The following is an 18987-nucleotide window of genomic DNA, read 5'->3' on the forward strand; positions in this document are numbered from 1 at the left end:
GTAGAAAGAAAAGTGCTTTGCTTACGATTTGGTACAACTTTGTTGAGCGTTTATTTTTTTCATGAGTATAGGTAACAATAAACCCTGACCAACTATCGTAATTAATACAACAACTGTGGTAATGTAAATGATAGTTCCCCGCATTGGAAAGGGCTGACCATGGACCAGTGTTTTTGGTAAACCTATAGCTACAGCCAACGAAACAATACCTCGCATGCCCGACCAACTGATTACCAAACTTTCCTGTAAGCCAAGTAGGGTAAATGCGGATATAGCCTGTTTACTGTTTTTAATATTAGGATGATTAAAGCCACGTTGTAATCCTTCTTTTTTCGAAAATACACGTACCATACGTATAATTAATGCTGTTACTGTAATGAGTAATGCATAAGCTGCATCTTTCCACAAATCATCGTAAGAAATAGATTTAACAACAACAGGAAGTTCAAGGCCGATGAGTACAAAAATTAACCCGTTTAGTAGAAATACAAGCAATTCCCAAATGCTTGCCGATTGTCTTTTTAATTCTTCTGGAAAGCGAGCTTCACTTAACTTCGATATACTAAGTCCAAGTGCAACCACCGCAATAACGGCAGAACAATGGAGTTCTTCGGCTAGCAAATAAGTGATAAATGGTGCAAGCAATGTATAACTTAGTACAGCCAATATTTGATTGCGTATCAGGCGTAAAACAGTTGCCAGTATTTTGGCTATCACCAAACCAATTACAATGCCTCCACCTATTAGGATAAGGAAGGTAAATGAAGCTTTCCACCATATAAAGGCTGCTCCGGTTACTGCTGCTGTAGCGTAACGGTAAGCTACCAATGCAGATGCATCATTGAGCAGGCTTTCGCCTTCTAGTATCGTTATGGTAAGTGGCGATAATCCAAGTCCTTTAGTTATACTAAGAGCAGCAACGGCATCTGTTGAAGAAAGAATTGCACCAAGCACAAAAGCAAGCGGCCAACTCATGCCCGGAATAATGTAATGAGCAATTACGGCAATGCCAACTGTTGTTAAGAACACCAATCCAAATGCCATTGAACTTATCGTATTCAGATTTTCTCTAAAATCTTTGAAATGCAAATTGAAAGCAGCATCATATAGCAATGGAGGAAGAAATAGTAAGAATACAACTCCTGGATCAATCTCTATTGTTGGTATAAAAGGAATAAATCCCATAGCAATACCAGCTATAATCAATACTATGGGCGATGATAGCTTAAAGCGATCTGCCAATGCATTAAGTAACGCCATAATACTAATTAGCACCAGTAGTATAGTAAAGTTTCCCATACAATTACCTATATTAATGATTCTGCTATAACTTAAAATATTAAACTTTTATCAAGGATCAATATCTTACCCATAATACAGTATGTACCTATATTACGATATTTTTTGGTGATTGTGAACAAGTTCCAAAATTGAAGCAGCAATATCCAAAGCATATGGTATAAGGGCTTTCTTGTAGATGTTGCACTGCCTTGTACCATAGTTTATGTATTTAAAGGTATATATGTTAGGCAGTTCTTAATGTAGATGTTTGCTTTCTATTAGTTAAAAATACGGCTATCATAACAAGTGCAGAAAGTAAACCTAAAATGAGATAGCTATAACTTAAATGTCCTTCATCTTTAGGTGGTAATACCGAAACTATACCATAACTGATTATGGAAACCAAGATGTATACAACTCCTCCTGTCATGCCACCTGATATGCCGGCATACTGTGGAAACTTACTAAGGCAATAAGTGAAATAGTTGTTGTAAGTGAACCCGGCACAAGCATGAATGAGAAACGCAAACAAAAGCAATGTAAACAAGTTGCTCACGAAAAATAAACTACCAATCATGGTTACTGCGAATAATATCTGCAACGAAAGATTAAACACTAGCTTTCTAAAGAAAGGTCGCTTGATTGTGGCTCTGCCTATAAAGCCGCCACACATCCAAGCTATCCCGAGTAGGAGTGAGCAATAGCCGGCAATTACAGGAGTAAGTTTCAACTGATGCTCTATAATAAATGGGCCAGTCATATTGTAAACCATAACCATAGTATATGCCAAGCCAAGCATAGCTATACCAAGGGTAAAACTGGCGGTACCTATCATATTAGCATAAATATCTGCAATAGTACGTAAATGGAAGGCAACAGGCTTTTTAAGCGTTTCACGGCTGTAAAGCCAATCCAATAGCCCGATTCCTGCCGATAATACGGCTAGAAAATAAAAGTTAGATTGCCACCCGAATAAGTGCTCCAGATAGCCTCCGATAAAAGGTGCTACTATAGGCCCTGCCGACCAAATAATGGTAAACATACTGAGGTAATGCTTTAGGCGATCTCCCTCATATACATCCACAAAATAGGCGCGCTTAGCCACTACAATAATGGCTACGGTAATGCCGTGTATAATACGCATTAAACAAATCAAATAGATGTTATGGCTTACCGCAATTACTAAACTTGCAATGGCAAAAACAAGCAATGCGATAAGACCAAGTTTAAACCTGCCAAAGCTATCTAGTACACTGCCAATAAATAGCTGTGAAACGCCGTAGCTGATCAAAAACAAAGTTAACGTAAGCTGAACCTGTACATTGCTGATGTGCAAAGCCATTCCCATACTGGGTAATGAAGGGATATAAATATCAGTAGCAAAACCAGAGAGGGGCAGTAAAGAAAAGGCAAGGATTGTGGGGATTCGATGTTGGCGTTCGTCTGTCATGAGTGGGCAAAATTAACATACCTGCCCAAACGTTGTCGGAGACGAAGGATTATTTACATCGGGTTGACTGTTCAAAGGTTACTATAATTTAGATCAATTTAATGTAGTGGAAGAGGTTTATTCATGTTAATTTACTCATTATATAAATCTAACGGCTATTTAGTTTTAACACTCGGATCTGAGTGGGCTTGTAAAAAAAATCTTGTTTACACGAGGGGTATTCACATTTAAAATTTAACAATGACAAATTGCTACGACTAAATTCAGTAGTAACAGCTTGTCGTTGTCTTTGGATGAAGACAGAGTTATTTATCCGATTGTTTCGTTAGGAACTAGCTTAGTCTGAATAACCCTTTCTGCAATCCTTTTTGCTGAAGTTACTGCCCCTTCCATATAACCGCCATATACGAGTGATGTTTCGGTGCCACAGAAATACAGTTTGCCATTCATATAAACCTCTTGTAGTAGCGGATGTCCATTAAACTGGTGAGGCCGTTGGATAGTAGGATTGCCGGCGATCAGCAACTCATCATTCCAAAATTTATCTTGATAATCTAGCGGCATGGCCGCTTCTTTACCAAACAGATCAACCAACTGGCGTAATACAAATTCTTTCCTAACCTCGTAATTGTAGCCTGCTGCGCCACTGTTTAGAAATCCGATAAATCCAAACTTATCTTCTTCAAAATTGGTGTGATCATACATTTCTACAATCATCCCGGCATGACTATACAGCATGCCTGAATAGCCTTCTTTTCTCCAAAATGGTTCACTATATTCAATGGTAAACTTAAGTGCACCGGCCATCCAGGTTTGTACCGCCGGAAGTATTTGGGTAACAGTTTCAGGTAATTCAGGGGTAAACGTGATATGAGCTGCTGCTAGTTGCGGTGGAATGCAAATCATGACCTGATCCGCACGAAAAATTGTACCGCCAGTTACTTCAACTATCAGGCTATCATTATCCATTTGCTTGATGGCCGAAACTTTCTTGTTAAGGTGAATGTGATCTTTATTCAACTCTTCAGCTAGCCTGTCAATTAGCATTTGTGTTCCTCCAGCTATCCGGTAAGATGGATTTTCTGCTTCTGGAACAAAGAATTTCTGAGGTGGTTCAAATGACTTGGTTTGAAAAAGACTGATGCCTCCGGAGTACTGCGGATATTTAGTCAAACCCAGTTCGTTGGTTAATTCCAACAAATTGGTGTGGAGGTCTGAAAGCCAAGTAGCTCCCAACTCTAAAGGAGTTCCCTGCGTACCTTTTATCGTTTGTATTCGTCCGCCTAAACGAGATGACGCTTCTAAAACCGTAGCCTCGATGCCTTTTTGGAATAATAAATAAGCTAAAGTAAGTCCGCTTAAACCACCTCCTATAATCACTATGTTACCCGTAGAATTCATTAGGCAAATATCTTGTTTTAATATAGAAGTGAATCGGATAAGCTGGAATATTTATGCTATTATATTAGCAACGTTATGCCGTGTGGTAAAAAAGTCACCAGCGCTATATTCTTTACTGTTTTCGCATATTCTACCAAGTTAGCCCTTATTCATTCAATAAGTAGGTGTTACAAACAACAGTGCGTTAACTGTTTAGTAACAAATTAATTTCTACCTATGGCAGCTTTCCAGCCTTGATAATCTTGTTCAATACGTGTTCCAACATTAGGTGGTAGGCTATTTACTTGTTGAGCGTTCAGCTTTTTTATGGCTTCTATGCTTTCAAACAAATCTGCCTGTAGGCCTGCTAAATAGGCTGTACCAAGGGCCGAAACGTCTGGCTGGCCACGGTTTACCAGGTTTGAACCTAATAAGTCGGCAATCATCTGTAGTACAAAACGGTTGCTGGTAATACCGCCATTTACCATCAGTTCGTGTAAGCTGAGACCAGTATCGGCTTCCATAGCGGTAATCACATCTTTAATCTGGTAAGGAATAGATTCTAGCGCTGCACGAACAATGTGGTTTTTATTGCAGTCAAACGTGAGTCCGCTTATTTCAGCTTTGCGGCTCATGTCCCAATGCGGAGCCCCTAATCCACTGAACGCCGGTATCAGGTACACACCATTATTATCCGGTACGCTGATGGCCATAGCTTCCGTTTGGCGGCTGTCTCCAAATAAATTCATTTCATTTTTTAGCCACTCAATGGTAGCACCACATGATACAATCACGCCTTCCAAAGCATAATCTACACGGTTCTCTGTACTCCAGCAAATAGTGGTCATCATGCCATAGTTAGATGGTTTAGCTTCCTGGCCTATATTCATCAAGATAGAGCAGCCTGTACCTAAAGTAGCTTTGGCTGTACCTGGCTCAAAGCAGCCTTCGCCAAATGCAGCCGAATGCGAATCGCCAATCATGCTATCAATGTGGAGAGGCGTAGCAAATAAACCTGCAAAATCTGATTCGCCGAATGTTGAAGCAGACGGACATATTTCAGGCAAGTTCAACTTTGATAAACCGAAACGTTCCAGCAGTTCCTTGTCCCATTGCAGGGTATGCAGATTAAAGAATAGTGTACGTGAAGCGTTAGTATGGTCGGTTAAATATTTTCTGCCTTGGGTTAGTTTATATAAAAGCCAGGTATCAACAGTGCCGAAGTAAGCCCTGCCTTCATCTACTGCGGTTTTAACTTTTGCATTGTTCTCGTATAACCAGATTAGCTTGGTGCCGGAAAAATAAGGGTCGATAATGAGGCCAGTACTTGCGGTAATTTGATCTTGTAAACTATCGATAGCTAACAAACGCTGACAAACATCTACCGAACGCTTACATTGCCATACCACAGCATTATATAATGGTTCACCTTTTTCATCCCACACCACAAAGGTTTCACGTTGATTAGATATACCACATGTTTTAATTTGCGACAAGTCTCCTCCTGTACTAGTAAAGGTATCCAAGCACTCGCGAACTGAATCCAGTACATTCTGGTAAATATCTTCGGGTTGCTGTTCTACAAATCCACCATCCAGATAATGGGTTTTTAATGGTACAGTAGCTTTAGCCAAAACTTGGCCTTGCTGATCAAATACAATTGTTTTGGTGCTGCTGGTTCCTTGGTCAATGGCTAGTATACAAGCGTTTTTCATGTAAATACGTTTATTCTGCTTTTGAATTAGCTTTATCAATAATCACTGCCAACAGGATAACAAATCCTTTAACTACCTGCTGCCAGAATGGGGACACGTTGAGCAAGACCAGCCCATTGTTTAGTACACCAATAATAATGGCACCCAGCACAGTGCCCCATATACTACCGCGACCACCTGATAGGGAGGTACCGCCAATAACTACAGCAGCAATTGCATCCAGCTCGTAGCTGTTTCCAGCGTTAGGTTGTGCCGAATCGAGACGTGAGGTTACGATCAATCCGCCAATTGCAGCCAACGCACCGGCAAAGCTGTAAACAATAATTTTAACTTTATTGATATTGATGCCCGAAAGCTTGGCTGCATTCTCGTTACCACCAATAGCATAAATGTAGCGGCCCAATGGGGTCTTGCCTGTGATGACAACAGCGGCAATTATCACGATAGCCGATATCCAAACCGGAACCGGAATGCCTAAAAACCAGCCCGTACCTATATAAGCAAAGTTGTCGCCCAGTACTGAAATAGGAAATCCTTTAGTCCACAAAAAGGTGAGCCCTCGTGCAATGGTTAGCATAGCCAGCGTAGCTACAAAGGGCGGCACTTTAAAACGGGTAATGGTCCAGCCATTGAAGCAACCAATTAGTCCGCCGGATAGAATACCAGCTACAATAGCGCCTAATAAGGTGAAGCCAATGAATAAATTGCTTGATGGTATTTCAATCCCATTTTTAAGCAGCCCTGCCGTAATAGCGCCACACAATGCGAGCACCGAACCTACAGAAAGGTCAATACCTGAAGTGAGTACTACCAATGTCATGCCTACAGCAATACAGATGTTAACGGATATTTGCCGCATTACATTCCAGCCGTTATCAATGGTTAGAAACTTATCTGACAAAAAGCTGAGCGCTATGCATAGTATAATCAGCGCAATTAAAGACTGAAATTTAATTAAATAAGGTCGGTATTGGTTCAATCCCATGTTTATGAGGCTACTTTTAAATGTGTAGGTATAGCGGCTTTCAATATTTTATCTTCTGATGCTTCATCCGCTATAAATTCGGCAGTAATTTGACCCTCGGCCATTACAAGCACGCGGTCAGATATAGCAAGAATTTCAGGTAATTCGGATGATACTACAATGATGCCCAAGCCTGATGCAGCCAGATCTATAATCAACTTATAAATTTCATTTTTAGCATTAATGTCGATGCCACGGGTAGGTTCATCCAGCATTAATACTTTAGGTGAGATAGCCAGGCATTTGGCCAGTACAATTTTTTGCTGGTTACCACCGCTCAAATTTTTAGCCGCTTGTGCAGACGATGATGTTTTGATCTTTAGCGCTTCAATGTATTTTTGAGCTAATGCTTGTTCTTTGCGGTCGTTCAGCAAGCCGCCAGTTTGTAAATCATTCAATGTAGTTAGGCAGATATTGGTTTTCACATCCAATCCCAGCACTAAACCATCCTTTTTCCGGTCTTCAGGTACCAAGGCAATACCAGCTTTCATGGCATCTTCAGGTGATTTAAATCTGATAAGCTGATTATTCAATAACAGCTGACCGGATACAGTTTTTTGATGTAAGCCGAATATGGTTTCCATCAGTTCGGTACGTCCGGCACCCATCAAGCCAAATATACCTAGTATTTCACCCTTGTATAAATTGAATGATATATTACTGAGTAACATACGCTGTGCATTCTCAGGATGCTTTAAGTTGATATTGCGGGCCGAAAGGAGTGGAGTAGCACCTGACTGATAACCTTCTTTTTTAATTATTTTAATTTCACGACCTACCATTTTATGAATGAGCTGATCGTTCGTTATACCCTGCATATCACCCGATTCGATGGTGCGGCCATCGCGCAACACAATGTAGCGATCGGCTATTTTGAATAGTTCGTCCAGTTTGTGTGAGATGTAGGCAATGGCTTTATTTTCTTTTCGCAATGCTTCAATAATATTAAACAGTACAGCTACCTCACTTTCGGTGATGGCCGATGTGGGTTCATCCATAATAATTACGGCACAATCCGTCAGTAGTGCTTTGGCAATTTCTACCACCTGCTGTTGTCCTACTTTCAAATCAGCAATTAGTGTGTCGGGGCTAACCCGCAGTTTGAGCCGGTCGAGCAGTTCCTGTGTACGCTGGCGCATGGCTTTACGGTTCAATGTACCCCAATTAGTAGTTAGCTCGCGGCCTAAGAAAATATTTTCCGTGATACTCAGGTGCGGTACTAAATTCAACTCCTGATGAATAATAGCAATACCGGCATGCTGGGCTTCGCGAGGGTTAGCGAACATGACATGTTCACCATTCAATAAAATACGGCCTTCATAATCGGGGTACACACCTGATAAAATCTTCATCAATGTAGATTTTCCCGCACCGTTCTCGCCCAGCAAAGCATTTACCTTACCCGGATGTAATTCCAGATTTACGTTCTCCAGCGCTGTTACACCCGAAAATCTTTTAGTAATGTTTTCTGCTACTAACATCATTGCCGTACGTATTTAAGGAATTCGTTTTATAGTAACCGGTATAATTTCAGCATCATCTAAGTTGAGGTGAGCTTGGTTAAGCTCCAGAGCTCCAGTAAACTGCACATGATCTCCTTTTTTTGCTTGCGCCTTAAAAGAAGGGATCACCTGCTGCCGGATGCTTTTATTTATCTCAGCCGATACATTGTTGAGGTCGGCTGTATTGGTAAATGCATTAATATCCACTAGCCCTGATGCATCGCGCACCGCATTACCATACACGTATTCGGTGGCTATTTTCAAGGCGAGTTTACCGGTATCGGTAACTATGCCAATGCTGTTTTCATCAATGTTATTAATTTGACCTGTACCTTTTACCAGGAAAAAGCGGGTGCTGCCAATAGCTAATGCGTGCGAGTGTTGTTGAAAAGCCTGTGCAGGTGCCGAATGTAACTGCATAAACAAATTGTCTACGGCTGTGGCTTTGGTCATGGCTGATGGTAAGACTTTGTTCAGGTAATTATGAGCATAGCTGGCTGCATCAAAACTTTTACCTGCAGCTTTTACTTCACTTAGTTTGCGGAAGTAAACCGAGTTATAAACTACAAAAGCAATAATAACCAGCCAGACAATATATTTAACTGCTTTTTTCATGAGTTAATCTTTTTTACCATAAGCGATATAATCGTTTGCATCGTTGCGGGTAACCAGCTCAACACCTACCGGAATCTTTTTTGGAAAATCGCGTTTGCCTTTAAAGTACTGGTCGGCATACGTTGCTGCGGTTTGAGCCATTACTTTCGGAAATTGCATTTCTGTAGCCAGCAGTTTTCCATCTTTAATAGACTGAACAGCATCTTCAGCTCCGTCGAAACCTAATACCTTTACTTTATCGGCCTTACCTGCAGCTGCTAAAGCTTGATAAGCGCCCATAGCCATTGCATCATTACCGCAAAATACAGCATCAATATCAGGATGCGCTTGCAGGATAGATTCTAATACATCCATGGCCTTGTTACGGTCAAAGTCGGCACTTTGCTGGGCTACCATTTTCAAACCGGGGTAGTTATCCACCACACTGTGAAAGCCTTTACTACGGTTCCAGGTGTTGTTGTCAGCTACCAGGCCTAGCAGTTCTACGTACTTACCTTTTTTGTGCATGGTTTGTACAAAGTACTTGCCTAAATCTACACAGCCTGAGTAACTATCAGATAGTATTTGTGAGGTAGCACCATTCACGGTGTTCACCTCTCGATCCATGCAAAATACCGGCACACCAGCAGCTTTGGCTTTATTGACGTTAACTACAGACCCATTGGCATCTGTTGGATTGAATAGAATTGCTTTATAGCCTGAGGCAATAGCATTTTCAAAGTTGTCGGTTTCCAGTGCCGTATTATTCTGCGAATCGAATATCTTGGTTTCATAACCCAAGCTTTGTGCTTTTGCTGCGGCCGTTTGCGCCAAAAATACAAACCAGGGGTTGTTCAACGTAGATACAACAACGGCTATCTTCTTCGGCTGGCCGGCGTCAATATGACGCTTACAGCTTGCCAAGGCTAGTAAAAAAAACAAGAATACTTGCAATCTTCTCATTTTGGTATTCGTGCGTTATAATTGGTTATTGGTAATTAAGCTTTGGGCGCTTAATTTAGGATTTCAGCAGTATAATACTGCCGGATTCAAGTACGTTATTGCAATTCGTTAATTACTTATCGCAATAACGTGAGTAGCTTATTTTTTCAGCAGTTTCAATGCTGCTTCGGTAATGCCGTTTTCTGATATGCCGTAATGGTTCAGAATTTCCATCTGAGAGCCGGTTACAGTATATTCGTCCGGAATACCCATAATTTTAAATGGTTTATGGTAGCTCTGTTGAAGCAGGTACGAGGCGCAGGCTTCACCTAAGCCGCCGTTCACCATGTGCTCTTCTACCGTTAACATAGCTTGGGTACTCTCCGCTAATTCAGCCAGCAATTCGGTATCCAAAGGTTTAACTGTGTGCATGCTCACTACGGTAGCTTGTAGACCATGTTCTTTTTCCAACTTTTGTGCAGCTAGCAGGGCAGGGTACACCGTTTCACCATTAGCAATTATGGCAATGTCAGCCCCCTTTTTTATTACACGGCCTTTGCCAAATTCAAAGCTGGTTTCATCAGGATTCAACAACGGCATCGGTTTTTTGCCGAAACGCAGGTATATCGGTTGATCCAGTTGCGCTGATAATTTCACGGCTTGTTCAGTCTCAAAATTATCAGCAGGTACCACAATGGTAATATTATTGATAGCCCGCAATACGGCAAAATCGTGTAAGCTGTGGTGTGTAGTACCCAATGCACCATAACTTACACCAGCGCTAATGCCTATTAGCCGCACATGATTATCTGAGTAGGCTACATCGTTTTTAATTTGCTCTAGGGCACGAGCCGTTAAAAAGCATGCTGGTGATACAGCATAAGCTTTTTTACCAGCCGAGGCTAGGCCAGCAGCCACACCTACCAGGTTTTGCTCAGCAATACCAATTTCAACAATTTGTTCTGGTAACTGCTGACCGAATGTAACTAATTTACCTGATCCGCGTGAATCGCTGGTTACCGCTACAATATCACGATCTTCAGTAGCTAGTTCTTGTAATATACCTGCGAAAACATCTTGATTGGGTTTGCCGGTAGCTACGGTACTCTCAATTACTGCTCCCATAGTTTATACTAAAGTTAAAGCGTTATCTAATTCTTCAATGGCTTGTGCGTATTGTTCTGGATTAGGTACACCATGGTGCCATTTACCTTGGTTTTCCATAAAGCTGATACCCTTACCTTTTATAGTATGCGCAATTACCAGATTGGGTTTGCCTGCTGTAAAAGGCAGGCTGGCAAAGGTTTCGTTTAATTGCTTAAAGTCATGCCCGTTTACATGGTGTACCGCCCAGCCAAAGCTTTCAAATTTTTCATCTACAGGGTCGGTATTGCAAACGGTGTTGGTGGGGCCGGTAATTTGTAGCTCATTTTTATCCAGAATAGCCACCAAGTTATCCAATTTGTAATGTGCGGCTGTTAACGCTGCTTCCCAATTGGAACCTTCGGGTAACTCACCATCACCCAATAGGGTAAATACGCGAAAATCTTTCTTATCCATTTTAGCAGCTATGGCGGTACCCACAGCTATCGGCAGACCATGACCTAAAGCGCCGGTGTTCTGTTCTACACCTTTCACCTTGCGGGTGGGATGGCCAATGTAGTGTGATTTGTATTTACAAAGCGTTTCTAAATCCGATTCTGGGAAAAAGCCCTGATCAGCCAGTACTACAAACAAAGCTTCTACACAGTGTCCTTTGCTTTGAATATACCGGTCACGGTCGGGTGAACCAAACGTTTCCGGACTAACATTCAATACATTATTATATAGTACATTCAATACATCAACACAAGAAAGGCTACCGCCAGTATGGCCGGCTTTGGCTCCTACAATATATTTTAATATTTTTTTGCGGTATTCAACCGACTTTTGCGCTAATTCTTTTTCGTTCATAGCGAGAGTTTTTTAATACTTAGCTCAAATGTTGGTGTACTTCCCAACCCATATAGTTTTCTAATGCTTCTTTCAGGATGTTTGCCGTTTTTGAGGCATTCATGACTACATGGTGTTCAAAACCATTGCGGCATACATACTGCATCAATCCCTGCATGTTGTTGATTTTAGCTACTGCACGATTGCCGAAGGTGTTCAACGGGTCATCGGTCAATTCGCCTTCACCAATGTAAGCTTTAATAATGCCTTTACAATCATCGGTGCTGATACGGCCAAACGTGAGCGGTGAGGCTGGTGTACGGCCATCCAGTGCGCCAAAGGTGTTTTCTTCACCCACAGTAGTACCCAGAATAGGAGCAGTGCTGATCTGGATATCAGGCAGGAACGATTTAGCCCAATTGCCACAGTGAAATAGTACGCATTTGTTGTCATCATCAGCGTAGTTGTTGTTCCAGTCAACCAACGCGCTTGGCGAACCGGACGCCAGTTGCATGGCGTACATGCTTAAGGTGCCGGTTACATCTACCTCGCAGGCGCTAGGCAGCATGTTTTCGCTCATGATGCTCATGCTGGTACACACATTACATCCATAATTTTGCTGTAACGAAGTCCAGCACTGAATAGCCGTAGCATCAAGCGCATTTTCTTCCATAAAGTTATGCAGGGCTACATCCAGTTTGGCAATTTGTATCAATGCTTCATCTGGCGTACGACCTTTGGGCGTATAGGCTAATATCGCATCTAAACGGTTTTTTACAACCTGGTCATCTTTGGTAAGCTTGTTAGCCGTACCTAAAATGGCCGATAAATCAACTGTAACTACGGATATGCCGCTACGTTGCAATAGCTTTTCACTATAACGAACTGTATTAAAGCTGCCAGGGCGAGCACCTACAGCACCTATACGCAGTTTACGTAAACCCTTTACTACACGGCATACGGCTGCAAAATCCAGCAGTTCTTGTTTAAACGCAGTATTTAACGGGTGAATTACATGTTGCTGCGTAATCGTATATTTTATACCAAACTGATATAGGTTATTACAGGCCGATATCTTACCGCACCATGCATCGCGTCTGCGGGCAACATCCAGTTTATCTAAATCATCAGGATAAGCTTGTAGTAGTACAGGTACGTTCAAACCTGCCATTTTTAAAGTTTCAGCTATGCCACGTTCGTCACCGAAATTAGGTAATACAACCAGCACGCCCATAATCTCATCGTGGTGCCTGCGGAAAAGTTCAGCGCAGCGTTGTGCCTCCTGGAAGGTTTCTACACCGCCCAGTTTGGTTTCATACTCGTCCAGCATAATAGGACGCAGGTTTAACTCTTCAAACAAAGCTAATATGTCGGCACGTGCTTCAGCAACCAGGCGGTCAGGAAAAAAATCGCGGTTGCCAATAATGACGCCCAAACTAATCTGTTCTTTCATTTTATATTAAAATCGTATTATAATTGGTAATAGCTCGAAAGTAAACAAGCTGTATTTTTCAAAGCTATAGGTTAACATTGAGTATTTATAATAATGGTTTTTCATGATATTGTACGATATTACCATTGATTGTGTGAGATAGTGTACTCCTTATCTTGTATTTTACTGTAATTGGCTTCAGTTTTTAATAGTAAATATAGTAATAACTGTACAGGGTCTCAGAATCTTAAAGTGGCTTACACGCTAGTTCATTTTCAATATTATTAGTATAACTATACATAAGATAGTGCAATACTCGTGAGGTTTACTGCTGTACTTGATATAATATATAAGCTGCAAACAGCAAAGCTTAAAACATGGGAATGTTTTGTTAATTAAAAAACTTGTTTACATTGCATTACCAATTATAACCGGCTATGCACCAGCCAGAATCTGATTTAAATTCAATTGTGAGTTGTATTGCTTTGCACAATGATGAACAAGCGTATCGGCGCTTGTTTGATCTGCTTTATAACAGATTAAAGTGTTTTGCTGCTTCTATTCTTAAATCAAATGAATTGGCTGAAGAAGTAGCGTGCGATACCATGTTTACTTTATGGTGCAATCGTGCGCAACTGCCTGGTATAGCTAACATTAAAGTTTATGCTTATGTAATTGCTAAAAACAAAGCACTCAATTTACTAAAGAGAGATGCCAGAAGTTTTATAAACTATGTAGATGAAATGGATGTCAACATCTCTTTCCATGACCTTACCCCAGAGCAGATTTTAATTACAGAGGAGTTAAAGCGAAATATTGAACAGGTAGTGAATGCGCTACCGCCCAAATGCAAACTGATTTTCCGGTTTATTAAAGAAGATGGATTAAGCTACAAAGAAGTAGCCGAACTGTTGGATATATCTGTGAAAACCGTTGATGCACAATTAGTAACTGCTATTAAAAGGATTGGTGCCGTTGTGAAGCGAGAGTATAATCTTACTCGTTAAACTTTCTTGAAAATTTTCATTTTTCTTATAGGGAGTATTCTATTACTAGTTGTCCTGTAATATAAGAACCCAATTATAACCTGAGCTTACCGGCTCTACTTTTAATATTACATGTCTGAAAACAGGATATTAGAATTGCTTGCCCGTAAAATGGCTGGTGAAGCAACTATAACTGAATTAAGTGAATTAGAAAATTTACTTAAGCAGTATCCTGATGGGCTGTATTATGAAGAGCTTATCAGGCAGCTTTGGATGAACAAGTCAGCAAAAGATGATACAGATGCAGCTTATTTGTTGCATACGCTGAAACATCCGGAGATTATGCAATCCGATCCCACAAAGCATGCTGGCTGGAGCAGGCAGAAAATGCTGGTGTCGGCTTTGCTCATGCTGGCTATTATAGTTGTAAGTGTAATCTATATTTATCAAAGCAACAGTACAGCCAGCGGTACCACCGAAATTTTTGCAGATAAAGGCATACATAAAAAGGTGGTTTTGCCCGATGGTACACGAGTATGGTTGAACTGTAACAGTAAAATTAATTTCAGTAATCAGCTAAATACGGATGCCGTAAGGCGGGTGCAACTGGTAGGTGAAGCTTACTTTGATGTTACTAAAAACAAGCACCGACCCTTTGTAATCACCACCAAAAAATTTTCAGTTCAGGTGTTAGGAACTGCTTTTAATATTAAAGCCTACCCTGATGATGCGGTTAGTGAAGCTGCACTTATCAGAGGATCGATAGAGTTAACCACATCCGGCTCTCAGCAGCAAAAAATATTATTGAAACCAAACGAGAAACTTACCCTTGCGGATAACTCGCCCGAATCAAGTGCTCATGTACACGGTAGTAAAACCATGAGACTGGCTATTCAAAGTATAAAGCCTATTGAAATAAGAAGTAAACAATACATTGAAGAAACCTCATGGATGGATAATAAACTGGTATTCAAAAATGAATCTTTCGCGCAGCTTAAACCCCGGTTAGAACGCTGGTATAATGTTACGATCAACGTTCAAAACGCAACTGTAAATAAATACCATTTCACTGGTATTTTCCAGAGCGAAACAATAGATCAGGCATTGAAAGCCATGCAATTGATAAAACCTTTTAAATATGAATTAAAGTATGACGAGATAACTATTAACTAAACCTGCAAAAGTAAGCGGGAGATGGTACCAGCATCTCCCGCCGAAAAATCTGCAAACTTCTTGGCCGGGGCATATGCCCCTAATTAACAGATTGTTTAAAATTTAAACCTTTAAAGCTATGAAAAAAAATATACTTCATAGTAATTGTTTGTGTATTTCTAAATACCGAAAGTTTCTCTTGATGTTGAAATGTGTTTTTTCCCTTACTTTGCTCTTTTGTATTCGTGTATCAGCGGCATCTTACTCGCAGAATGTACGTGTAACGCTCGATGTTGATAAGATGGTTCTTAAACAGGTCTTCAACCTTTTGGAAAAAAAGAACAAGGTTAGGCTGTTATACAGTGAAGAAAACCTTTCCGGAAATACAATGGTGACGCTGCATGCAAAAGAGATGCTGCTAACCGATGTGTTGAAAGAAATTTTAAAAGGTACTGCACTGCAAAGTCGTGTACTTGACAATGGCTTGGTAGTTATAACGCCGGGTACAACAACTCTGGCCGATTCAAGGGTAAAAGGTAAAGTTACCAGCGATACAGGGGAGCCGTTGCCGGGTGTTTCTGTTAGAGTGGAAGGTACAAATTCGGGTACGGTTACCGATGTAAACGGTGATTATCAGCTTAACGTACAAACTGGAGCTCGGTTAACTTTCTCTTTTATAGGTTACATTAGCCAAACAGTTGATGTTTCCGGTACCGCTGAAGCTCAAACCATCAATATTACTTTAAAAATGAATGTTGGCGGTAAGCAGTTGAACGATATTGTGGTAGTAGGTTATGGTACACAAAGTAAAAGGGCTGTAACCGGCTCTATTGCTTCTGTGAAATACGACAACTTTAAAGACAGAACCAACACCAACGTGCTGCAATCATTGGCCGGAGAACTTCCGGGCGTAAGCATCACGCAATCGCAAGGAGCGCCGGGGCAATCGCCTTCCATTCGCATTCGGGGTGTGAGCTCTATTACTGCCGGTACCAACCCACTTTATGTAGTTGATGGGGTGGCTTTGGAAAATTTCAACCTCAACAACATCAATCCGCAGGATATTGAATCAGTAGATGTGCTGAAAGATGCCTCCTCAACAGCAATTTATGGCTCGCGAGGCGCCAATGGGGTGGTTATTGTTACAACCAAAATAGGTAAACCTGGGCAAACTAATGTAAATGCTACCATTGAATACGGTACACAGGATGTAAGGCGCCGAATAAAAATGATGGATGCACAGCAGTTTGTACAATACTATATAGATGCGCATAATAATGCCTGGGCTGCATCGGGCAGTGGTCGTTCCGCATCAGATCCGAACAGCGTACGCTCATCAGCCTTCAAAATTCCTGAAGATTTTCTGAACAACCCAGGGCAGTTTGGTAGCGGTACCGATTGGCAAAGTGTAATGTTCAGGGTAGCTCCGTTGCAAAACGCTCAGCTTTCTGTATCAGGAGGTACCGAAAAAACACAATTTTTATTTTCGGGCGGTTTCCTGAACCAGAACGCGGTGCTGGATGCAAACTATTATAAGCGTCTTTCTTTACGGAGCAATATCCGGCACAAAATATCAGACCATTTTACTATTGGTAGTAATATCGCTTTTACCGGCATTTTCGACCGTACTGATGGGATAGCCGGTAAAAGTGATGTGGTAAGTTTAGGCGTACAGAGTGATCCCATTTTTCCTGTTTATACCGAAACAGGTAGCTTGGGCTTTCGTGATCCAAACTCCGTATGGTATCGTTTTCTGCCTTATAGTGATTTAATCGAATGGCATCCGTATTCGTTAACCCGGCAAATATCTGAGCATAATAAATCTTTTAACACGCTGGCTACCGGATTTCTTGAATATAAAATTATTGACGGCTTAAAAGCACGAACCTCTATTAGCGGTAATCTGTACAATAATTCTTTTGATTCTTATGCCAATGCCAATCAGGGATATGGCTATTCGGCCGTTTTGCCGGCAACCGCTAATATCCGGTCTAATTACTCGCTGAACTGGCTAAGTGAAAATACTTTAACTTACGATAAGCAATGGGGTGCGCATACAATCAACGCGCTGTTGGGTTTCACGACCCAGCATCAGCGCGATGAGTCAAGTACAACATCCGCATCAAATTTCCCTAATGATTTGGTACATACTTTAAATGCCGGAACGGTAACTTCTGCTACATCATTTGCATCAGAATGGGCATTGGTATCGTATTTAGCCAGAATAAACTATAACTATAAAAACAAATACTTCTTAACAGGAACTATCAGGCGTGACGGAAGCTCTCGGTTTGGAGAGGATTCTAAATATGGTTATTTCCCATCTGCATCAGCCGGCTGGTTAATTTCTGAAGAGGATTTCATGAAAAACCTGCCTGTAATCAGCAATTTGAAATTACGCACCAGCTATGGCGTTGCAGGTAACAACCAAATACCCAACTATGGGCCGGTGAGTTTATTGAATAAAACTAATTATGTAGCAGGCAATACATTAGCCAGCGGGCTTAACGTAGCTAATATTTCAAACCCCAACCTGCAGTGGGAAAAAACTAACCAGTTCAATATAGGTCTTGATATAGGATTGCTAAAAAACAGATTAAATGTAACAGCAGAGTTTTACAACTCAATCACAAAAAACCTGTTGTTAAATGTTCCTATTCCTGATATAACTGGTTTTTCAACACAGCTATCGAACGTTGGTAAAGTCCGGAACAGAGGGTTTGAGTTCAACTTATCGAGTAAAAATATGGTAGGGCAATTCAAATGGACCACCGACTTTAATCTTTCCTTCAATCGTAACAAGGTTTTACAACTTGGGCCAGGCAATGCACCTCTGCTATTTACCGATTATGCAGTTCAGGTAAAAACAGAAGTCGGTCAACCAATATCTAACTTTTACGGCTATGTGTTTGATGGGGTGTACAACAATCAGGCACAGATTAATGCTACGCCGCATATTGCCGGTACAGTACCGGGCGAACCTATTGTACGTGATGTAAACGGTGATGGAAAAATTGATGCGAACGACCAAACCCGTTTGGGCAATGCACAAGCTAATTTTGCATCGGGTATTACAAATACTTTCACTTACAAAGGCTTTGATTTGGGCTTTCTGGTTCAGGGATCATTTGGCGGACAGATTACTAACCAGCTTACCCGGTACTTAGGTATATGGAACGGCGGACGGAATGCTTATGCAGATGTTGCCAACTACTGGCGTTCGGAGAGTAACCCTGGTGATGGTATTCATTTCAAGCCCTCCATCAACCCAACAGCTATTGAACAAAGCTTTTCCAGCTACTGGGTAGAAAGTGCTACCTGGGTAAGATTGAAAAATATCCGCTTTGGCTACACCGTTCCGCAGCGTTGGGTTAAGCACACGCCAGCCAAGAATATACGGGTTTACGTAAATGCTGAAAACGTACACTTATGGAGCAAGTACAGGAATTTCGATCCGGAAAATACCACTTATCCGCCAACCACGCCAGCATCTACCGGCAATCCGTCAGGAGCCTTTTTCGGCGTTGATTACGGATCTTACCCGTTGCCACGCATTATTACCTTCGGAGCAAAAGTTGATTTTTAACACGTTCAAGA

General features: G+C 41.2%; 14 protein-coding genes. 3 read left to right on the top strand and 11 right to left on the bottom strand.

Annotation, left to right across the window (positions count from 1 at the left end; all coding sequences use genetic code 11):
* Positions 1 to 21: 21 nt before the first annotated feature.
* From HH214_RS19545 to HH214_RS19595, 11 genes are all read right to left on the bottom strand, one after another.
* Positions 22 to 1299, bottom strand: a complete 1278-nt coding sequence (locus tag HH214_RS19545; protein WP_169610513.1) for a Na+/H+ antiporter — start codon at positions 1297 to 1299, stop codon at positions 22 to 24.
* 226 nt (positions 1300 to 1525) lie between these two features.
* Positions 1526 to 2731, bottom strand: coding sequence for an MFS transporter (locus tag HH214_RS19550; RefSeq protein ID WP_169610515.1), 1206 nt, complete (start codon positions 2729 to 2731; stop codon positions 1526 to 1528).
* A gap of 309 nt (positions 2732 to 3040) precedes the next feature.
* Positions 3041 to 4132 (bottom strand): flavin monoamine oxidase family protein, encoded by a 1092-nt coding sequence (locus HH214_RS19555; protein ID WP_169610517.1) that lies wholly within the window; start codon positions 4130 to 4132, stop codon positions 3041 to 3043.
* 203 nt (positions 4133 to 4335) lie between these two features.
* Complete coding sequence (locus tag HH214_RS19560) at positions 4336 to 5826, bottom strand: FGGY family carbohydrate kinase (protein WP_169610519.1); 1491 nt, start codon at positions 5824 to 5826, stop codon at positions 4336 to 4338.
* 10 nt (positions 5827 to 5836) lie between these two features.
* Positions 5837 to 6811, bottom strand: coding sequence for an ABC transporter permease (locus HH214_RS19565; protein ID WP_169610521.1), 975 nt, complete (start codon positions 6809 to 6811; stop codon positions 5837 to 5839).
* A gap of 2 nt (positions 6812 to 6813) precedes the next feature.
* Positions 6814 to 8334, bottom strand: a complete 1521-nt coding sequence (locus HH214_RS19570; protein ID WP_248282151.1) for a sugar ABC transporter ATP-binding protein — start codon at positions 8332 to 8334, stop codon at positions 6814 to 6816.
* 12 nt (positions 8335 to 8346) lie between these two features.
* On the bottom strand, positions 8347 to 8967 hold the full coding sequence (locus HH214_RS19575; RefSeq protein ID WP_169610523.1) for a DUF2291 domain-containing protein: 621 nt from the start codon (positions 8965 to 8967) through the stop codon (positions 8347 to 8349).
* A 3-nt stretch (positions 8968 to 8970) separates the two neighbouring features.
* Positions 8971 to 9909, bottom strand: coding sequence for a D-ribose ABC transporter substrate-binding protein (locus HH214_RS19580; RefSeq protein ID WP_169610525.1), 939 nt, complete (start codon positions 9907 to 9909; stop codon positions 8971 to 8973).
* A gap of 138 nt (positions 9910 to 10047) precedes the next feature.
* Positions 10048 to 11013, bottom strand: a complete 966-nt coding sequence (locus tag HH214_RS19585) for a transketolase family protein (RefSeq protein WP_169610527.1) — start codon at positions 11011 to 11013, stop codon at positions 10048 to 10050.
* Between the two features lie 3 nt (positions 11014 to 11016).
* Positions 11017 to 11841, bottom strand: a complete 825-nt coding sequence (locus HH214_RS19590) for a transketolase (RefSeq protein WP_169610529.1) — start codon at positions 11839 to 11841, stop codon at positions 11017 to 11019.
* Between the two features lie 19 nt (positions 11842 to 11860).
* Entirely contained in the window at positions 11861 to 13273 is a 1413-nt protein-coding gene (locus HH214_RS19595) for an L-fucose/L-arabinose isomerase family protein (RefSeq protein WP_169610530.1), read from the bottom strand.
* Between the two features lie 416 nt (positions 13274 to 13689).
* Here HH214_RS19595 and HH214_RS19600 point away from each other — a divergent pair, with 416 nt between their 5' ends.
* From HH214_RS19600 to HH214_RS19610, 3 genes are all read left to right on the top strand, one after another.
* Positions 13690 to 14259, top strand: a complete 570-nt coding sequence (locus tag HH214_RS19600) for a sigma-70 family RNA polymerase sigma factor (protein WP_169610532.1) — start codon at positions 13690 to 13692, stop codon at positions 14257 to 14259.
* A 111-nt stretch (positions 14260 to 14370) separates the two neighbouring features.
* Complete coding sequence (locus HH214_RS19605) at positions 14371 to 15411, top strand: FecR family protein (protein WP_169610534.1); 1041 nt, start codon at positions 14371 to 14373, stop codon at positions 15409 to 15411.
* A 307-nt stretch (positions 15412 to 15718) separates the two neighbouring features.
* Entirely contained in the window at positions 15719 to 18976 is a 3258-nt protein-coding gene (locus HH214_RS19610; RefSeq protein ID WP_248282152.1) for a TonB-dependent receptor, read from the top strand.
* Positions 18977 to 18987: the final 11 nt, after the last annotated feature.

This window comes from Mucilaginibacter robiniae (genome assembly GCF_012849215.1).
GTDB lineage: Bacteria > Bacteroidota > Bacteroidia > Sphingobacteriales > Sphingobacteriaceae > Mucilaginibacter > Mucilaginibacter robiniae.